This is a genomic window from Thalassovita gelatinovora (assembly GCF_001458355.1).
Classification (GTDB): Bacteria; Pseudomonadota; Alphaproteobacteria; order Rhodobacterales; family Rhodobacteraceae; genus Thalassobius; species Thalassobius gelatinovorus.
Genome location: NZ_CYSA01000016.1, coordinates 164,572 through 182,289 on the forward strand (window position 1 = coordinate 164,572; position 17,718 = coordinate 182,289).

Below are 17,718 nucleotides of genomic sequence, written 5' to 3' on the forward strand. Positions count from 1 at the left end.
GGAATAACGGTACGGCATTTCAGCGATTCCCAAACCCCGCGCCCATTTTGCGGAACACTTTTCCGCATTTAGACAATCCCTTGAGCACAAAACAGAATTTGGAACGCCCCACGGCACGAATATGCTTTTGAAACCCCCTGCGCCACGCTATCTTGACGCAGAGGAATGACACATAGGGAGGAGATCATGCTTGGCATGATGATGCAGCGTCCGCTGTTGATCAGTGATATTTTGACCTTTGCCGCCGAAGCCAATCCGCGCGGCGAAATCGTTTCGGCCCGCACCGAAGGCGACATTCACCGGCAAACCTACGCCGAAACCCTACCGCGTGTGTCACAGCTGGCACATGCGTTGCAGGGCCACGGCGTGCGGCTGGGCGACCGGGTGGCGACATTGGCCTGGAACGGCTATCGCCATTTCGAACTGTATTACGCGATTTCCGGCATCGGTGGGGTTTGCCACACGATCAACCCGCGGCTGTCGGCGGAACAGATGATTTATATCGTCAACCACGCCGAGGACAAACTGATCTTCGTCGACACCACCTTCGTGCCCGTCCTCGAAGCGGTAAAGGAACACCTGCCCAAGGATCTGGTCTTCATCATCATGACCGACCGGGCGCATATGCCGGAAAACAGCCTGAATGCGCTGTGCTATGAAGAATTGCTAACCGGCCAGCCCGACAGTTTCGATTGGCCCGAATTCGACGAAAATACCGCCTCGGGCCTGTGTTACACATCCGGCACCACCGGCCATCCCAAGGGCGCGCTTTATTCCCACCGCTCCACCGTTTTGCATGCGTTGATGGTCACTTCGGTGCTCGGCGGTGCCCTGCCCGAAGGCAGCAGCGTGTTGCCAGTGGTGCCTTTGTTCCACGTCAACGCCTGGGGCCTGCCTTATACCGCGCCGCTGCTCGGGTTGAACATGGTCATGCCCGGCGCCGGGATGGACGGGGCCAGCCTGTTCAAACTGATGGATGATGAAAAAGTCCATTCCGCATGGGGCGTGCCCACCGTCTGGATGGGCCTGTTGGCCGAAATCAAGGCTCAGGGCCGCAAACCCGAAGGCTTCGCCGATGTGGTGGTTGGCGGTTCTGCCGCGCCGCGCTCGATGATCGAAACCTTCGAAAAGCTGGGGGTCGAAGTCGGCCATGCCTGGGGTATGACCGAAATGTCCCCGATCGGCACCCATGGCGTGATGCCCAACTGGGTTAAACAACTGCCCTTCGATCAGATGATCGACAAGAAAGCCCTGCAAGGCCGCCGCGTCTTCGGGGTGGAATTGAAAATCGTCGACGATCACGGCAACCGCCTGCCGCAGGATGGCAAGGCGATGGGCGAACTCTATGTGCGCGGCAATTCCGTTGTGTCGGGGTATTACAACAATGCCGATGCCTCCGAAAAAGCCATCGACGCCGATGGTTGGTTCGGTACCGGCGATATCGCCCTCATCGACACCGACGGATTCTTGTCCCTGCAAGACAGGTCCAAGGACCTGATCAAATCGGGGGGCGAATGGATTTCCTCGATTGATCTGGAAAACGCCGCCATGTCGCATCCCGCCATCGCCAATTGCGGGGCCATCGCCATGCCGCATCCGAAATGGGACGAACGTCCGGTTCTGATTGCGGTGCCTTCGGGCGATGCCCGGCCCAGTCTTGAAGAAATCCACGACCACATGTCGGAACATTTCGCCAAATGGCAATTGCCCGATGATCTGATCTGGGTCGAGGAACTGCCGATGACCGCGACTGGCAAGACCTCGAAACTGACCCTGCGCCAGCAGTTTGCCGATTACAAACTGCCCGATCTGCGCTGATCCGGGTCAAAACGACCCTCAAACCCGAAGGGCACCTCACGGTGCCCTTTTCTTTTCAGCTCGCCCGTAACCGGATGTAGGCCGGGCTTCAGCCCGGCACTCTCCCGGCAATATATCCCCGCGATTCGCCGCATTGCGGGCATCTGTATCGTTGCGCGATACAAAACCCACAAATGCCCACAAATTTTTGTACATCAATAAGTTAAGCCCGCCTTGTTAACCAAAACGCAAAAACGCCCGGCGGGTTTCTCAACCAACCGGGCGCTCACCCCAATCGCAACAGGGGATGGGCGAAACGGGTCTCCTCCCATCCCCGTTTCGCAGAATCGCTCACATCCTACGATCTTTACGGGCTAATGCGACTAAAATGTATTGGCGAACTCGTGATGTCGGTTTTCTGACGCCACAGCCGCTGGTTCAGACCTCCAGCCACTCGGCGCGGACATCGTCCCGGGTTTTGAATTCTTCCGGCGTACCGGAATAGACAATTTCGCCATGCCCCATGACATAGACCCGGTCTGCGATCCGCAAAGCGATGCTAAGCTTCTGTTCTACCAGCAAAATAGACACGCCGGTCTTGGCAATTTCCGCGATGACGTCACCGATTTGATGCACGATCTTGGGGGCCAGACCTTCGGTCGGCTCATCAATGATGATCAGTTCAGGATCGCCCATCAGGGTCCGACACATGGTCAACATCTGCTTTTCCCCGCCCGACAGAACCCCGGCCAGATTGTCTGCCCGGGCCCGCAGGTTGGGGAACATATCCAGCATCTGATCGACCGTATGTTTGCCCGGATGCCGCATGTCCTTGATCCCAAGGATCAGGTTCTGACGCACGGTCATGGCAGGGAAAATATCCCTGCTTTCAGGAACATAGCCCAGACCCAACCGCGCAATCTGATAGCTTTCCAGACCCGAAATCGGTTGCCCCTTGAAGGTAATTTCACCCTTGGGTTCCACTTCCCCCATGATCGCCTTGGCGGTGGTCGAACGCCCCACGCCATTGCGGCCCAAGAGCGCGATCACTTCGCCCGGCATGATTTCCATATTCACGCCACGCAGGACATGGGATTTGCCATAATAGGCGTTCAGGTCCTTCACGGACAGCATCGCCTGGGTCATGCCGCATCTCCTTCGATCGCATCGGCTTCGTCGCCCAGATAGGCTTCGCGCACTTTTTCATTGCCACGGATTGCCATCGGCTTGTCGGTGGCGATGATTTCGCCGTAAACCAGCACGCTGATCCGGTCGGCCATGTTGAAAACCACGCCCATATCGTGTTCCACGATCAGCAGCGTTTTGCCTTCGGTCGCCTGTTTGATCAGCGCCACCGCGCGTTCGGTCTCCGAATGCGACATGCCTGCGGTGGGTTCGTCTAGCATGATCACATCCGCCCCCCCCGCGATGGTGATGGCGATCTCCAAAGTGCGCTGATCAGCATAGGGAAGCAGCGCCGCTGGCAGCTGCGCCTTGTCAAGAAGATCAACACTTTCAAGGATTTCCGCAGTTTTCCTTTGAACGTCATGCAGATTGCCGACATTGCGCCAGAACCCGTACCCATAGCCCATCGAATACAGCACACCGCAGCGGACATTTTCCCGAACGGTCATGTTCGAAAAGATGTTCGACACTTGGAAACTGCGCGACAGCCCCTTGCGGTTGATCTTGAACGGTTTCATCCCGCCGATCTCCTCGCCGCGCAGCTTGATGCTGCCCGAACTGGGGTGATACCCGCCGGAAATCAGGTTGAACAAGGTCGATTTACCCGCCCCGTTCGGCCCGATGATCGCGTGGCGTTCCCCCGGTTCGATGTCCAGCGTCACCCCCCGGATGATATGTGCCGGGCCGAAACTTTTATGCAGGTTATTGATGGAAAGCGCCGGAACACTCATGCCTGGCCCTCCTTGTTCTTAAGCGCTTTGCGCAGGATACCAACGCCGGCGACGAATGGGATGAAGATCACAGCCCAAGTCAACACGCCGTCATGTGGCAGATGCATCCCGAACGGTTCGAAGACCTCGCCGTAATTGTTCGACCAGTTCACCGACATCTCGATCAGGGTGACGAGACTGATCATCATCAGCACAATGCCCGTGATCTGGACGGCCCACTGACGCAGACTCGCAGCCGGATTGTCCCCGCGCAACCCGCGAAACAGCCCGCCGAAGATCCCCGCCAAACCACCGGGCGCAAACATAACGATCACGATGAACAGCAGTCCCAGATAAAGCAACCAAGCCTCCGAATAGTCCGACATCATCGATTGCATGTAAGTCAGCAGAATCGCACCCAAAATCGGGCCGGCAAAATATCGAATACCGCCGATATATGCCATCAGAAGAACCATGCCAGAAGGGGCCAGCGACAGCGCCTCGGGGGTGAAGATTTCATAGTTTACAGCGGACATGCCGCCGGCTAGCCCAGCGAAGCCACCTGCGAAGATAAACACCAGATAGCGTACTTTTTGCGGATCATAGCCGACGAATTCCGCCCGTTCTGGATTGTCGCGGGTCGCCTCGGACATTTTTCCGAGCGGCGTACGAGTAAAGGCATAGATACCCAACACGCCTATAAAGGTCCAAAACGCGATGAACCAATAGACTTCGTTAATCGGACCCAACGACAGGCCAAACATTTCCGGCCCATTCATGCGGTCGCCCGAAATGCCTTCTTCACCACCGAAAATGGATCCAAACATGAACCCTGCCGCCGAGATCAACTCGGCAACGCCGAGTGAAATCATGGCAAAGGGTGTGCCGGCCCGACGACAAGACGGCCAACCTATCACCGCCCCGGCCAATGCCCCGCCAGCAAATCCGATGAATGGCAGGAAAAAGACCGGGTAGCCGGCCCAAAATCCGCCATCGCCATAAGACGCGGCTTCGATCGCGCCCATCGCATGCACCGCAGCGTAACCACCCAGCCCGAAATAGACCGCGTGCCCGAAGGACAACAATCCGGCCCGACCCAACAACATATTGTAGGACATGGCGAAAACGATATTCACACCCATCGCATTCAAAAGCGAATACATCGTGCGCGATGGTCCAAAGACCGGAATCACCGCCAGGATCACAGCGAAAATGATCAGCGGCACAGTCCGCTGCATAAATTTCTGACTGCCGCTCGGCGACAGCGAAATCATTGTATCAGTTGCGATATTGCTCATAGTTCACGATCCCCCAACAAACCGCGCGGACGAATCATTAGAACCAGTACCAGCATCAGGAACGGAATCATCGGAGCCAGCGATGCGATTGTAATGCTGCCCAGCTCGGATGTGGCATCCAGCCCCAACCAACCGAAAATATCGGCAAAGCGGGCATCAATGGCGACTGCGAAAGTCTGCAAAAGCCCGAGTATCATAGCGGCCAGAAATGCCCCCATCAGGCTGCCCAACCCACCAACGACGACAACGACAAACACGATCGGGCCCATCTGCACTCCCATTGCGGGATCAGTCACAAGGTAGTTGCCACCGATTACGCCCGCCAGACCGGCCAGCGCACAACCGACACCAAACACGGTCATGAAAATCCGCGGTACATTATGCCCCAGATGTCCCACCATATGCGGATGCGACAACGCCGCCTGAATGATCAGACCTGCACGGGTACGGTTCAGGATGAACCAAAGTCCTGCAAGCATGGCCAAGGCCACGAAAAGAGTAAAAATCCGATAGGCCGGATATTGCGCGCCGAACAATTCGAACAGCGGGAAATCAAGCAATTCCGGAACCTTGTAGTCAACTGCATTGCGGCCCCAAATGATCTTTACCACCTCGTCGATCAGGTAAGCCAGTCCAAACGTGAACAACAATTCAGCTACGTGCCCATTTACGTGAACCGTTCGAAGTCCGTATTTTTCCACCAATGCACCCACCAATCCGACAAGGATCGGGGCAAAAATCAGGGCCACCCAGAAACTGCTGGCTTCGGAGATGGTGTAGGCAAAATAGGCTCCCAGCATGTAGAAGCTGGCATGGGCGAAGTTCAGAACGCCCATCATGCTGAAGATAAGTGTCAGACCGCTTGACAGCATGAACAAAAGGAGCCCGTAAATCACCCCGTTGAGGAGTGAAAATACGATCGTTTCCATGAAAACCTCTTAGCAGTAAGGTGCCGCGTGGTTTCACGCGGCACCGTTCTTGGATTCAGATTTCGCCGCCTTATTTGCTCGGGCGCGTCATCTGACAGGTGGTTTCGGTGCGAGTGTCTTCCGCTTCGATACGTGCGGCATCATCCGCCACCCATCCAAATGGTCCATTGTCCACACCACGAGCCACATTATCCGAGAAGGTTGACATGAACATTGGCTGCAACACCTGGTGGTTGTCGGCGCGCATGGTCAAGGTGCCGGTCGGCCCCTCATAGGTCATGCCCTCCAGAGCGAAGGCCACGTCTACCGGATCAATGCTATCGGCTTTTTCAGCCGCCATCGCCAGCATGTGCATCGCGTTGTCGATGCGCTGATAATAGTAGTTGCTTTCACTATACTTGGCTTCGTACCCGTCGACATAGGCCGCATGGGCATCCGACATTTCCAGATTGGTATTATGCTCGACAATCGCCATGACTTGGCCGACCGCAGCTTGCCCCATCGCTGTGGCTGCTCCTCGCGAACCACCATAATAGGTCAGGATCTTGCCGTCGAAACCCGAATCGATCGCCGCTTTGATCAGAAGCACCATATCGGCACCCCAGTTGCCGGTGATCATCGCATCGGCGCCCGAGCTGATGATCTTCTGCACATAAGGGGTGAAATCCTTCACTTTGCCCAGCGGATGCAGTTCGTTGCCGACGATTTCGATGTCGGGGCGTTTTTCAGTCAGGTTTTTCTCGGCAGCGGCCGCGACGGCCTTACCGAAGGAATAGTCCTGCCCGATGATGTAAACTTTCTTGATGTCTTCCTGGCCCTTCACCCAATCGGTGATGGCCTCCATCTTCATGTCAGAATCAGCGTCAAAGCGGAAATGCCAGAAGTTGCAACGATCATTGGTAAAGGACGGATCAACCGCAGCGTAGTTCAGGAAGAGAACTTCTTCGCCGGGGTTCCGCTTGTTATGCTTGGTGATGGCATCAATCAGCGCCGAAGCCACCGAAGAACCGTTGCCCTGCGCGATATAACGAACACCGTTGTCGAGCGCCTTTTGCAGCTGAACCAACGATTCCTTGGGGTTAACCTTGTTGTCGTAACCGGTAACTTCGACTTGGTTACCGTTGATGCCACCCTTGGCATTGATCTGCTCGGCCGCGTATTCCCATTCGTTCAGCCCGTCCTGGCCTGTCGGCCCAAATGGTCCCGAAAGCGGATCGATAAAGGCGATTTTCAGCGTATCGGCTGATGCGCCGGAAAGGGCTGTAACGCTCATGACCGCTGCAAGCGCCGCCGATGAAAGTAGTCTCATAGATTTTTCCTCCCGTCATTAAATGACGCCGCAACGTCATTTCCGTCCCTGATCAAAAGCGCCTACTCGCTGCTTGTCAATCTTTTTGTGAAACTCTATTCTGCTATGCGAAACATTCACCAAGGGAGGGGTGACATGGCAGATAATACGACGGATTTGTCAAAATTCCGCGAGAAAATAGCCGATTGGATCGTCGAGAATTGCCCCGCGACGCTGCGTAACCGTCCGATTGGTGAAGATTCCATTGTCTGGGGTGGTCGCAACTGGACCTTCGACGACGACGACCAACGTGTTTGGATGGAAAACGCCATCACCAAAGGCATGACCGCACCGCGCTGGCCGACGGCCTATGGCGGTGCAGGATTGAGCCGAGCGGAAGAAAAGATTTTCCGCGACGAGATGGTGCGCCTGAAAGCCCCCAGCCCGCTGGAAAGCTTTGGTTTATGGATGTTGGGACCGGCCCTGCTGGCCTTTGGTACCGAAGAACAAAAACTGCATTTCTTGCCCCAGATCACCAGCGGCAAGATCCGCTGGTGCCAAGGGTATTCCGAACCCGGCGCAGGCAGCGATCTGGCCAGCGTTCAAACCCGGGCCGAAGACATGGGGGATCATTGGCTGATCAACGGGCAAAAGATCTGGACCTCTTACGCCGACAAGGCCGACTGGATTTTCGCGCTGGTCCGCACCGACCGCGATGCGCCCAAGCACAAAGGCATTTCCTTTGTTCTGATCGATATGACCACACCCGGCGTCAGCACCAAGCCAATTCAGCTGATTTCCGGAAAGTCGCCGTTCTGCGAAACCTTCTTCGATAACGTGAAGGTGCCTAAATCCTATGGTGAAAATATCCCGTCGCAGGTCGGTGAAATCAACCGGGGATGGGATGTGGCGAAACATTTGCTGACCCATGAACGCGAAATGATCGGCAGCGGTGCGCAAGGGTTGCTGGGCGGTCGGTCGATGGGTGAATTCCTGTCCAGCCTCGATACCGACATCTTGGCCGATCCGGTGATCAACACGCAAGCGATGGAACTGGAAGTCGACAGCCTTGCCTTTGGCATGACACTGGATCGCTACAAGGATCAGGCGGAATCGGGGCGCGGCGTGGGCAATGCCAGCGCGATGCTGAAATATTATGGCACCGAAATGAACAAGCGGCGTTACGAATTGCTGATGTCAGCATCCGGCAGCGAAGGCGTGGAATGGGACGGGCCGCACGGATCGTTGGCACCGGAATGGCTGCGTACCAAGGCCAATTCGATCGAAGGCGGCACTTCGGAAGTGATGCTGGACATCCTTTCCAAGCGCGTCCTTGAACTGCCTTTGAAATAAGGAATTTGCGAATGACCAGTCTTCTAGAAACCGAAGACGAAACCCTGCTGCGCGATTCTGCCCGCGGGTTTCTGAACGATGCATCCCCAGTTTCCGCCCTGCGCGCCAATCGCGATCAAGGCCGTCCGTTCGATCCCGGCTTGTGGCGCGAAATGGCTCAGATGGGTTGGACCGGCGTATTGGTGCCCGAAGAACAGGGTGGGGCCGATATGGGCCATCGCGCGGCCGGTATTCTGGCCGGAGAAATGGGTCAGGTTTTGGCTGCATCGCCCTTCATTTCATCGGCCGTGATGGCCGCAACGACATTGCGGGGTGCCGCGACTGGCCGGGCCAAAGACGCGCTGGCGCAGATCACGTCGGGTGAATCGATCTACGCTATTGCGGTGGATGAGGGCCCAAAACACGCCCCCGCGAAGACAGCGCTGAAGGCAGAAAAATCCGGCAACGGCTATCGACTGTCCGGTGCCAAGACATTCGTCGCCGATGGCGGTAGCGCCAACCGGGTGCTGGTTCTGGCCCGCACTGGCGGCGAACCGGGCAATGCGTCGGGTTTGACCCTGTTCGATATCGATGTCGAACGGGCCGGGTTGAGCCGCAAAACGATCAGCACGATTGATTCGCGTGATCACGCGCGGCTGAACTTCGAGGGGCTGGAAGCCACCGGCGAAGATATCGTGGGCGAACTGGACAACGGTTTCGTAACGCTGCGTCACGGTCTGGAAGCAGGTCAGGCAGCATTGGCGGCCGAACTTTCGGGCCTGACGGCGGGCGCGTATGCGATGACCATCGGGTATCTGAAGGAACGCAAGCAATTCGACCGCACCATCGGGTCGTTTCAGGCACTGCAACACCGCGCCGCGCATCTGTTCAGCGAAATCGAGATTACCGCTTCTGCAGTGATCAATGCCGGTCGCATTCTTGACGAAGCCCCCGATCAGGCCACGCTGGCCGTGTCGGTCGCCAAGGCGCGCGCCACCGCAACAGCGAAACTGGCAGTATCCGAAGGGGTGCAGATGCATGGCGGCATCGGCATGACCGATGAATACGACATCGGTTTTTTCATGAAACGGGCTCGGGTCGGGGCCGAATGGCTGGGCGATTATGGTTATCACGCGGCGCAGGTTGCTGCCGCACGCGGGTTCTGAGGAGGACAACATGACACCGAATGATTTGTTTGATCTGACTGGCAAGGTGGCTTTGGTCACTGGCGGGTCGAGTGGGATTGGCCGCATGGCCGCTGAAGGACTGGTCGCTGCGGGTGCCCGAGTGCTGATCGCCAGCCGCAAGGCCGATGCCTGCGGCGCGGTCGCAGCGGAACTAAACGGCATGGATTATAGCGGCAGCGCCGAAGGGTTCGCGGGCGATGTCAGCACCGAAGCGGGTATTGACGCGCTGGTTGCAGAAGTGAACAAGCGCACCGACAAGCTGCATATTCTGATGAACAACGCCGGCCGCACTTGGGGTGCGGCCATTGGGGAGCATCCCTATCAGGCTTGGGAAAAGCTGCTGAGCCTTAACGTCACCGGCATGTTCCATCTGACCCAGCAATTGCTGCCGCTGTTGAAAGCGGCCAGCACGCCCCAAGACCCCGCCCGCGTGGTCAATGTCGGATCGGTCATGGGGGACATTCCCAAGGGCACCCAGACCTATTCTTACGCCGTGTCGAAAGGTGCAGTTCACCATATGACCCGGGTTCTGTCGAACGATCTGGCTCCCGAAGGCATCACGGTAAACGCCATTGCTCCAGGGCCGTTCGTGTCGAAGATGACCGCGTTTGCCATCGGCACCGAAGAAGGCCAGAAAAAATCTGCTGAAGGTGTCCCGCTTGGCCGGGTCGGCTGCCCCGAAGATATCGCCGGTGCATTGCAATATCTTTGCGGCCGCGGTGGGTCTTATGTATCCGGCGCGATCCTGCCATTGTCGGGCGGGATGCAATCGAACGCCCCGGGTTCCCTGTTCAACGAGGATCTGTGATCATGACATTGCCTTCAGGCAAAACAATCAGCCGGGAAGAATTCGAAGCCCTGCTGGGCAAAGAAATGGGCGTGTCGGATTGGTTCACCATCGATCAGAGCCGAATCGATCAGTTCGCGGACTGCACCGAGGATCACCAGTTCATTCATGTCGATCCCGAAGCCGCAGCGAAAACCCCCTTTGGCAGCACCATTGCGCATGGGTTCCTGACGCTGTCGATGTTGTCAGCTATGGTCTATCAAATGCCCAGCATCGAAGGCGTTGTCATGGGGGTGAACTACGGATTCGAAAAGGTCCGTTTCGTTTCGCCGGTGAAAGTGGGGGCCAGGATCAGGGCGCGGTTCGTGCTGGCCGCGTTCGATGAAATCAGACCCGGCGAATTCCAGTCCATGATGGATGTGACGGTTGAAATCGAGGGGCAGGAAAAACCCGCCCTTGTGGCCCAATGGCTGGGTCGCCGCTATTTCGGAGAAAAAGCATGAGCGAAGTACGTTTTGACGGGCGCGTTGCCATTGTCACCGGCGCGGGTGTCGGTCTGGGTCGCAGCCATGCGCTTGGCCTTGCGGCACGCGGGGCCAAGGTAGTGGTCAACGATCTGGGGACCTCGACGGATGGGACCGGATCGGGGTCCGATGCAGCCCGCGCAGTGGTGGAAGAAATCCGCTCGGAGGGAGGCAAAGCGATCGCCAACGGAGCCAACGTCGCAGATGCCGCGCAGGTTCAGGCGATGGTGGACGAAGCCATTTCCGAATTTGGCCATGTCGATATTCTGGTGAACAATGCCGGCATCCTGCGCGACAAGACCTTTGCCAAGATGACACTGGAAGATTTCCAGATGGTGATGGATGTACATTTGGCAGGATCGGTCCATACCGCTCATGCGCTGTGGCGGCACATGTGCGAACGGGAATACGGGCGCATCGTTTTCACCACCTCGGCCTCGGGGATGTACGGCAATTTCGGTCAGGCGAACTATGGCGCGGCGAAATCGGCGATGCTGGGGCTGATGAACGTGCTATCCATCGAAGGTGCGAAATACAATGTGCGGGCCAATATGCTGGCCCCCACGGCAGCAACACGGATGACCGAAAACCTGATCCCTGCCGAACTGCTGGCGTTGCTGAAACCCGAAACCATCACCCCCGGCCTGCTGGCTCTGGTCAGCGACGACGCGCCGTCCAAGATGATCCTTGGCGCGGGTGCCGGTTGTTTCGCGGAAACCAAGATCTACGAAACAGAAGGCATCACTCTGCAAGACGCAGAGCTGAGCCCGGAAACGGTTCTGGCCAGGATGGCAGAAATCCGCGATCCTGCGAACCAACAGGTGATGGCAAACGCTTTCGAACAGACCCACAAATATGTCCGGAATGCAGCGGCGGCGCGTGGCGTCACCCTGCCCGGCGAATAACTCTGACCAAAAGGATTCCAAAATGCGTGACGCAGTAATCGTTTCAACCGCCCGCACCCCGATCGGCAAAGCCTTTCGTGGCGCTTTCAACAACACTTCGGCTCAGACCCTGATCGGTCATGCGGTCTCCAATGCCGTGTCCCGCGCTGGTCTGGACGGGTCCGAGATTTCGGATTGCATCATCGGCGCTGCGATTCAACAGGGATCGACTGGCGGCAATATCGGTCGTCAAGCGGTCATCCGCGCCGGCTTGCCCGTGACCATCTCGGGCATGTCGATGGATCGGCAATGTGCCAGCGGCATGATGGCCATCGCCACCGCCGCAAAACAGGTCGTTCATGACGGTATGGATATCGCCATCGGTGGCGGTGTTGAATCGATCAGCTTGGTTCAGAACGACAAGATGCGGACCGACTGGCTGGCCGATGCCTGGATCAAAGAACACAAGCCCGAGCTTTACATGTCAATGCTGGAAACCGCCGAAATCGTCGCGGAACGCTATGGCGTCAGCCGCGAAGACCAGGACGCCTTTGCCCTGCAATCGCAGCAGCGTACCGCAGCAGCACAAGAAGCCGGCAAGTTCGATGATGAAATCGTGCCGCTGACCACCGTGATGAAAGTGGTAAACAAGGAAACCCGCGAAGTGTCGGACAAGGAAATCACGATTTCTAGGGACGAATGCAATCGCCCGTCGACCACGCTGGAAAGTCTTTCCGGGTTGTCGCCGGTCTTCAAGAACGGTCAGGTCGTGCAAGAGGGCAAATTTGTCACCGCTGGCAACGCGTCGCAGTTGTCTGACGGGGCATCTGCCGCCGTGATCATGGAAGCAAGCGTTGCCGAAAAGCGTGGGCTGCAACCGCTGGGCCGCTATGTTGGCGTTATGGCTGCCGGTCTGGAACCAGATGAAATGGGCGTTGGTCCGGTTTATGCAGTGCCGAAACTGTTGGAAGCACATGGCCTGACCATGGACGATATCGGGTTGTGGGAACTGAACGAAGCCTTTGCCTGTCAGGTTCTGCAATCGGCCAAGGTTCTGGGCATTCCGAATGAACTGCTGAACGTCAATGGTGGCGCGATTTCGATCGGCCATCCTTATGGCATGTCTGGTGCCCGCATGGTCGGCCACGCCCTGATCGAAGGCAAGCGGCGCGGCGCAAAATACGTGGTCTGCACCATGTGTGTGGGCGGTGGCATGGGCGCTGCCGGCCTGTTTGAAGTTCTCTGATCAGTAACATACGGGGCCGCAGATCATTGCGGCCCCCTTTTCCCAATAAAGGCCCCCTATATGCCCGAACTCTATTTGATCCGTCACGCGCAGGCGTCTTTCGGTGCGGCAGATTATGATGTGCTGTCCGACTTGGGCCATGAGCAATCCTTTGCGTTGGGCAAGGCGCTGGCCGAACAAGGCGTGCAACCGGATGGTCTGTTCATCGGAGCGCAGAGGCGCCACCGCGAAACGCTGGAAGGCATACTAAAAGGCATGGGCCGCGATCCGCAGCAAGCGCAGATCCATGCGGGCCTCAACGAATTCGATTTCAAATCCCTGCTCGATGCTCATTACCGCAACCGTACCGCACCGGACCACATGCACGATGAACGGAAATCTCATTTCCGCACCCTGCGCGACACGGTTCTGGCCTGGCAACGCGATGAAATCGTCGATCCTCCGGAAACCTGGGCCAGCTTTGTCGGTCGGGTCGAAGCCGCCCGCCAGATGATGATCGAAAGCGGAGCGGAAAAAATCGTCGCGGTCAGTTCAGGAGGGGCGATCGGTCAGATGATTGCTGCCACACTTTGCACCCCGTCGGAACAACAGATCAAATTGCAATTGCAAATGAAGAACTGCGCCGTGAACCGCTTTGTTTTTTCCGAGCGCAGTTTCTACCTGCATGGGTTCAACGAAACCCCGCATATCACGGCGGCAAATGCCGATCCCCTGCTCACCTATAGCTGAGAGCCGATCATGACAAAAGCAGACCCTACCAAGCTGGATACCGAAGCCGTCGCTGCCTATCTGCGCGCACATCTAAAGGATTTCGAAGGACCGCTCGAAGCGGACAAATTCGATGTCGGACAATCCAATCCCACCTTCCGGCTCCGCACACCGAAGAAGAATTACGTTCTGCGCCGCAAGCCGCCGGGGGTTTTGCTTAAATCTGCCCATGCGGTAGACCGCGAATTCCGGGTACAAAGTGCATTACAAGGGACCGACGTCCCAGTCGCCAAGATGCACTTGCTGTGTGAAGATGACAGTGTGATCGGGTCGGCCTTCTATGTGATGGAAGAAGTTATCGGGCGTCACTTCAACGATCCGCGCCTGCCGGAACTGTCGAAGGAAGATCGGTTGCCGATCGTCGACGAAACGAACCGGGTGCTGGCCGCAATTCACAATATCGATCTGGTCGCCACCGGGTTGTCCGATTATGGCCCCGAGGGCAATTATTACCGTCGCCAGATCGACCGCTGGACCAAGCAATACCGCGCCTCTGAAACCGATACGATCCCGGCAATGGACGAGCTGATTTCCTGGCTCGACACCAACATCCCGGCCGAGGACGGCCAACGCACGCTGGTGCATGGCGATTACCGCATCGATAACATGCTGTTTAACAAGGACCGACCCGAATGCGCCGCTGTGCTGGATTGGGAATTATCCACCACCGGTCATCCCTATGCCGATCTGGCCGCGGTGATTATGCAATGGTCGATGCCCCCGGGTGCCGAAGGCCGCGGTTTGGCCGGAGTGGATCGTTCCGCCCAAGGGTTGATGAGCGATGAAGGGTTTGTCGACGCTTATTGCGCCCGCCGCAATCTGGCCGGGATCGACAAGTTCGGTTTCTATCTGGCCTTCACCTTCTTTCGCATGGCTGGGATCATTCAGGGCGTTTACAAACGTGCGCTGGACGGCAACGCTTCGAACCCGGAGCGGGCGAAATTGCTTGGCAGTCATGTTGGCACCTTCGCCGAACACGGGCTGGCAGCGGCGAAAACCGTATGACGGAAGGACCCGATGTGAGAAACAGTGAAATCGACCCCGCGCTTTCCGAAGATCCATATGCATTGCAAAAGCATCTGGGATTCCAGATCACCGGCTGGGACAAGGATTACGCCCGGGTCGAACTACCGATGCAGGATCATCTTGGCAACCGGTATGGCATTCCCCATGGCGGGGTGCATGCCACGTTGCTGGATACAGCGATGGGGTTTGCCGGATGCTATACCGGTATTCCCAACCAAAAGCAGCTGGCGATGACCTTGTCACTGAACGTGAACTACGTCGGCCAGCTCATGGGCAAGCTGTTGATCAGCGAAGGGTTTCGCACCGGTGGCGGACGTAAAACGTTTTTCGCCGAAGCCAAGGTGACAGACGAACTGGGCACCCTGATCGCAACCGGAACAGGCGTATTTCGCTACCGCGGCGTTTGAGGGAAAAATGACGTGATGTCAATCCCTCAAATCCATGAACGTCCTTTCATTTCAGGGCTTTTGTCCCAGAATGAAGGCCAATGAAGAGGAGAGACACAATGACAGATATGATGCAGAGAATCGTATTGGCGCGTCGCCCGACGGGTGAACCGACCGACGAAGATTTCCGCTTGGAAGACGCCCCGATGCTGGTACCGGGCGATGGTGACGTTCTGGTCCGGGTGACGCATATGTCGCTTGACCCTTACATGCGGGGCCGTATGGATGATGCCAAATCCTATGCCAAACCTGTCGAAATCGACCATACGATGGAAGGTGGCGCCGTGGGCGAGGTGATCGCTTCGAACCACCCAAACTTCACCCCCGGCGATTTCGCTTTTGGCATGTTCGGCTGGGCCAGCCATGGCTGCCTGCCGGGCAATCAACTTCAGAAACTCGACCCCGCGCATGGGCCCGTTACCAATGCGCTTGGCGTATTGGGCATGCCGGGCTTCACCGGCTGGTTCGGACTGACGGAATATGGCAAGCCGAAAGCGGGTGAAACCCTGGTCGTGGCTGCGGCCACCGGACCGGTCGGATCGATGGTCGGGCAGATGGGCAAACAACTGGGCCTGCGCGTCGTCGGCATCGCTGGGGGGCCTGACAAATGCAAATTGGCCAAGGAAACCTTCGGGTTTGACGAATGCCTGGACCATTACGCCTATGACGATGCCAAGGCGCTGCGCGATGCGTTAACAAAAGCCTGCCCGGACGGCATCGATATCTATTTCGAAAACGTTGCCGGCAAGGTGCTGGAAGCGGTGCTTCCCTTGATGAATGTTGGTGCCAGGATCCCGCTTTGCGGTATGGTTGCCTGGTACAATGCGGGCGCTCTGGGTGCCAATCAGCAGGGCGCGAAAGATCAGTTACCGAAGATGTGGCGCAGCATTCTGGTGAACCGGATGCATGTGCATGGCTTCATCATTTCGGATCATTATGACCGTTACCCGACCTTCCTTGCCGATGCCGGGCCGCGTGTCGCTTCTGGCAAGATCAAATCGGTCGAAGACATTGCCGAAGGTCTGGAAAACGCACCGCGGGCCTTCATGAATTTGCTCAAGGGCGGCAATTTCGGCAAACAGATCGTCAAACTGGCTGATTGAGTCAAACAATACCTGACCTGCGGCAAACAGAAAAAAGGGGGGCATTGCCCCCCTTTTCATTTCAAATAATACGGATTTTTTCCTGAATTCAGACCCCGAATATGGGCGCCCTAAACGGGCGCACCATGGAATCAAGCGGCGCGATTTGCCGCCATGATCCGACCGAGATGATAATCGGTATCACCCAGCTGCGCATCCAGCATCACCAAGCGCTTGGCAAAATGCGAAATCGGGTATTCCCAAGTCATCGCGATACCGCCATGCATCTGGACCGCTTCTTCGGCAATCAACCGCGCCGCACGACCGATCAGGTTCTTGGCCATCGACGCATATCGTGAGGCGTCTTCACCACCCAGTTCCGCCGCCGCCTTGATGGTGATCGATCGGGCCTGTTCGATTTCGGTCAACATGTCGACCGCACGGTGCTGCAACACTTGGAACTTGCCGATCGGTATGCCGAACTGCTTGCGCTGCTTCAGGTAGTCGACCGTGGTCGCATGGGTGACATCCATTGCGCCGACCGCTTCGGCACAAAGCGCCACGATGCCTGCATTGATCGCGTCTTCCATCGCATCGGCCGCATCGGCCATCAACAGGCGCGCCGGGCTGTCGTCCAGTTGCACCTCTGCCGCGCCGCTGCCATCCATCATCGCATAGCCGGTCACATTGGCATCTGCGGCCTGCACTTCGAACAGGGCCACTTTGCCGTCCAACTTGGCGGCAATCAGGAAGGTATCAGCGATCTGGCCGCCATAGACGGTGCTTTTGCGCCCCGACAGGGTGTAACCTTCGCCCTTGGCGCTGGCGGTGCAGGCGATGTACTCCAGTTCGTAAGGCGCGTCGATTTCGGTGAACCCCACCGCATATTTCGTCGCCCCGGCTAATAGCGCCTCTTGATCTTCACCCGCCGACACCAGCAGGCGCGACGCCATCAGTGCCCCCAGAACCGGTTCCGGGGTCAGTTGCCGGCCCATGGCTTCGAACACAACCGAAATGTCAAAACCGGTGCCGCCAAAGCCGCCTGCATCTTCCGGTGCGAGCGCAAAGAGCACCCCCAATTCAACCAGTTGATCCCATTTAGACGGATCATAGAACGGTGCGTCATAAGCGACCTTGTTGCGATGTTCCACAGCGTATTGTTCTGCCAGAAATCGGTTCAGCGTGTCTGCCAGCATCTGGCGGTCTTCAGTCAGATTGAAATCCATCGG

At 57.1% G+C, this 17,718-nt stretch carries 17 protein-coding genes; 11 read left to right on the plus strand and 6 right to left on the minus strand.

Annotation, left to right across the window (positions count from 1 at the left end):
• Nucleotides 1–186 precede the first annotated feature (186 nt).
• Nucleotides 187–1,818: a long-chain-fatty-acid--CoA ligase gene (locus TG4357_RS09155; RefSeq protein ID WP_058262577.1), complete on the plus strand. Its 1,632-nt coding sequence runs from the start codon at nt 187–189 to the stop codon at nt 1,816–1,818.
• A 417-nt stretch (nt 1,819–2,235) separates the two neighbouring features.
• On the opposite strand, the gene TG4357_RS09160 is transcribed toward TG4357_RS09155, so the two are convergent.
• From TG4357_RS09160 to TG4357_RS09180, 5 genes are all read right to left on the minus strand, one after another.
• Nucleotides 2,236–2,943: an ABC transporter ATP-binding protein gene (locus TG4357_RS09160; RefSeq protein ID WP_233487456.1), complete on the minus strand. Its 708-nt coding sequence runs from the start codon at nt 2,941–2,943 to the stop codon at nt 2,236–2,238.
• The gene (locus TG4357_RS09165) at nt 2,940–3,713 is read right to left on the minus strand and encodes an ABC transporter ATP-binding protein (RefSeq protein ID WP_058262578.1); all 774 of its coding nucleotides are present in this window, start codon (nt 3,711–3,713) and stop codon (nt 2,940–2,942) included. Before TG4357_RS09165 ends, TG4357_RS09160 begins: the two co-directional genes overlap by 4 nt.
• Complete coding sequence (locus TG4357_RS09170) at nt 3,710–4,990, minus strand: branched-chain amino acid ABC transporter permease (protein ID WP_058262579.1); 1,281 nt, start codon at nt 4,988–4,990, stop codon at nt 3,710–3,712. Before TG4357_RS09170 ends, TG4357_RS09165 begins: the two co-directional genes overlap by 4 nt.
• A complete protein-coding gene (locus TG4357_RS09175) occupies nt 4,987–5,919 on the minus strand; it encodes a branched-chain amino acid ABC transporter permease (protein WP_058262580.1) in 933 nt (310 codons plus the stop codon). The genes TG4357_RS09170 and TG4357_RS09175 overlap by 4 nt, the downstream gene beginning before the upstream one ends.
• Nucleotides 5,920–5,989: 70 nt before the next feature.
• Entirely contained in the window at nt 5,990–7,228 is a 1,239-nt protein-coding gene (locus TG4357_RS09180) for a branched-chain amino acid ABC transporter substrate-binding protein (protein WP_058262581.1), read from the minus strand.
• Between the two features lie 135 nt (nt 7,229–7,363).
• Here TG4357_RS09180 and TG4357_RS09185 point away from each other — a divergent pair, with 135 nt between their 5' ends.
• The 10 genes from TG4357_RS09185 (at nt 7,364) to curA (ending at nt 16,510) form a co-directional block, all read left to right on the plus strand.
• Nucleotides 7,364–8,560: an acyl-CoA dehydrogenase family protein gene (locus TG4357_RS09185; protein WP_058262582.1), complete on the plus strand. Its 1,197-nt coding sequence runs from the start codon at nt 7,364–7,366 to the stop codon at nt 8,558–8,560.
• Between the two features lie 11 nt (nt 8,561–8,571).
• Complete coding sequence (locus TG4357_RS09190; RefSeq protein WP_175473940.1) at nt 8,572–9,705, plus strand: acyl-CoA dehydrogenase family protein; 1,134 nt, start codon at nt 8,572–8,574, stop codon at nt 9,703–9,705.
• 10 nt (nt 9,706–9,715) lie between these two features.
• Nucleotides 9,716–10,534, plus strand: coding sequence for an SDR family NAD(P)-dependent oxidoreductase (locus TG4357_RS09195; RefSeq protein WP_058262583.1), 819 nt, complete (start codon nt 9,716–9,718; stop codon nt 10,532–10,534).
• A gap of 2 nt (nt 10,535–10,536) precedes the next feature.
• Nucleotides 10,537–11,016, plus strand: coding sequence for a MaoC family dehydratase (locus TG4357_RS09200; protein WP_058262584.1), 480 nt, complete (start codon nt 10,537–10,539; stop codon nt 11,014–11,016).
• Nucleotides 11,013–11,942 carry an SDR family NAD(P)-dependent oxidoreductase gene (locus tag TG4357_RS09205; protein WP_058262585.1) on the plus strand — a complete coding sequence of 310 codons (930 nt, stop codon included), beginning with the start codon at nt 11,013–11,015 and terminating at the stop codon, nt 11,940–11,942. The genes TG4357_RS09200 and TG4357_RS09205 overlap by 4 nt, the downstream gene beginning before the upstream one ends.
• 22 nt (nt 11,943–11,964) lie before the next feature.
• Nucleotides 11,965–13,167, plus strand: coding sequence for an acetyl-CoA C-acyltransferase (locus TG4357_RS09210; protein WP_058262693.1), 1,203 nt, complete (start codon nt 11,965–11,967; stop codon nt 13,165–13,167).
• Nucleotides 13,168–13,227: 60 nt separating this feature from the next.
• Nucleotides 13,228–13,896, plus strand: coding sequence for a histidine phosphatase family protein (locus TG4357_RS09215; protein WP_058262586.1), 669 nt, complete (start codon nt 13,228–13,230; stop codon nt 13,894–13,896).
• Nucleotides 13,897–13,905: 9 nt separating this feature from the next.
• On the plus strand, nt 13,906–14,940 hold the full coding sequence (locus TG4357_RS09220; RefSeq protein WP_058262587.1) for a phosphotransferase family protein: 1,035 nt from the start codon (nt 13,906–13,908) through the stop codon (nt 14,938–14,940).
• Nucleotides 14,937–15,368, plus strand: coding sequence for a PaaI family thioesterase (locus TG4357_RS09225; RefSeq protein ID WP_058262588.1), 432 nt, complete (start codon nt 14,937–14,939; stop codon nt 15,366–15,368). The genes TG4357_RS09220 and TG4357_RS09225 overlap by 4 nt, the downstream gene beginning before the upstream one ends.
• A 98-nt stretch (nt 15,369–15,466) precedes the next feature.
• Nucleotides 15,467–16,510 (plus strand): NADPH-dependent curcumin/dihydrocurcumin reductase, encoded by a 1,044-nt coding sequence (gene curA / locus TG4357_RS09230; RefSeq protein ID WP_058262589.1) that lies wholly within the window; start codon nt 15,467–15,469, stop codon nt 16,508–16,510.
• 131 nt (nt 16,511–16,641) lie between these two features.
• Here the strand turns inward: curA and TG4357_RS09235 are convergent, their stop codons facing one another.
• The gene (locus tag TG4357_RS09235; protein ID WP_058262590.1) at nt 16,642–17,715 is read right to left on the minus strand and encodes an acyl-CoA dehydrogenase family protein; all 1,074 of its coding nucleotides are present in this window, start codon (nt 17,713–17,715) and stop codon (nt 16,642–16,644) included.
• Nucleotides 17,716–17,718 lie beyond the last annotated feature (3 nt).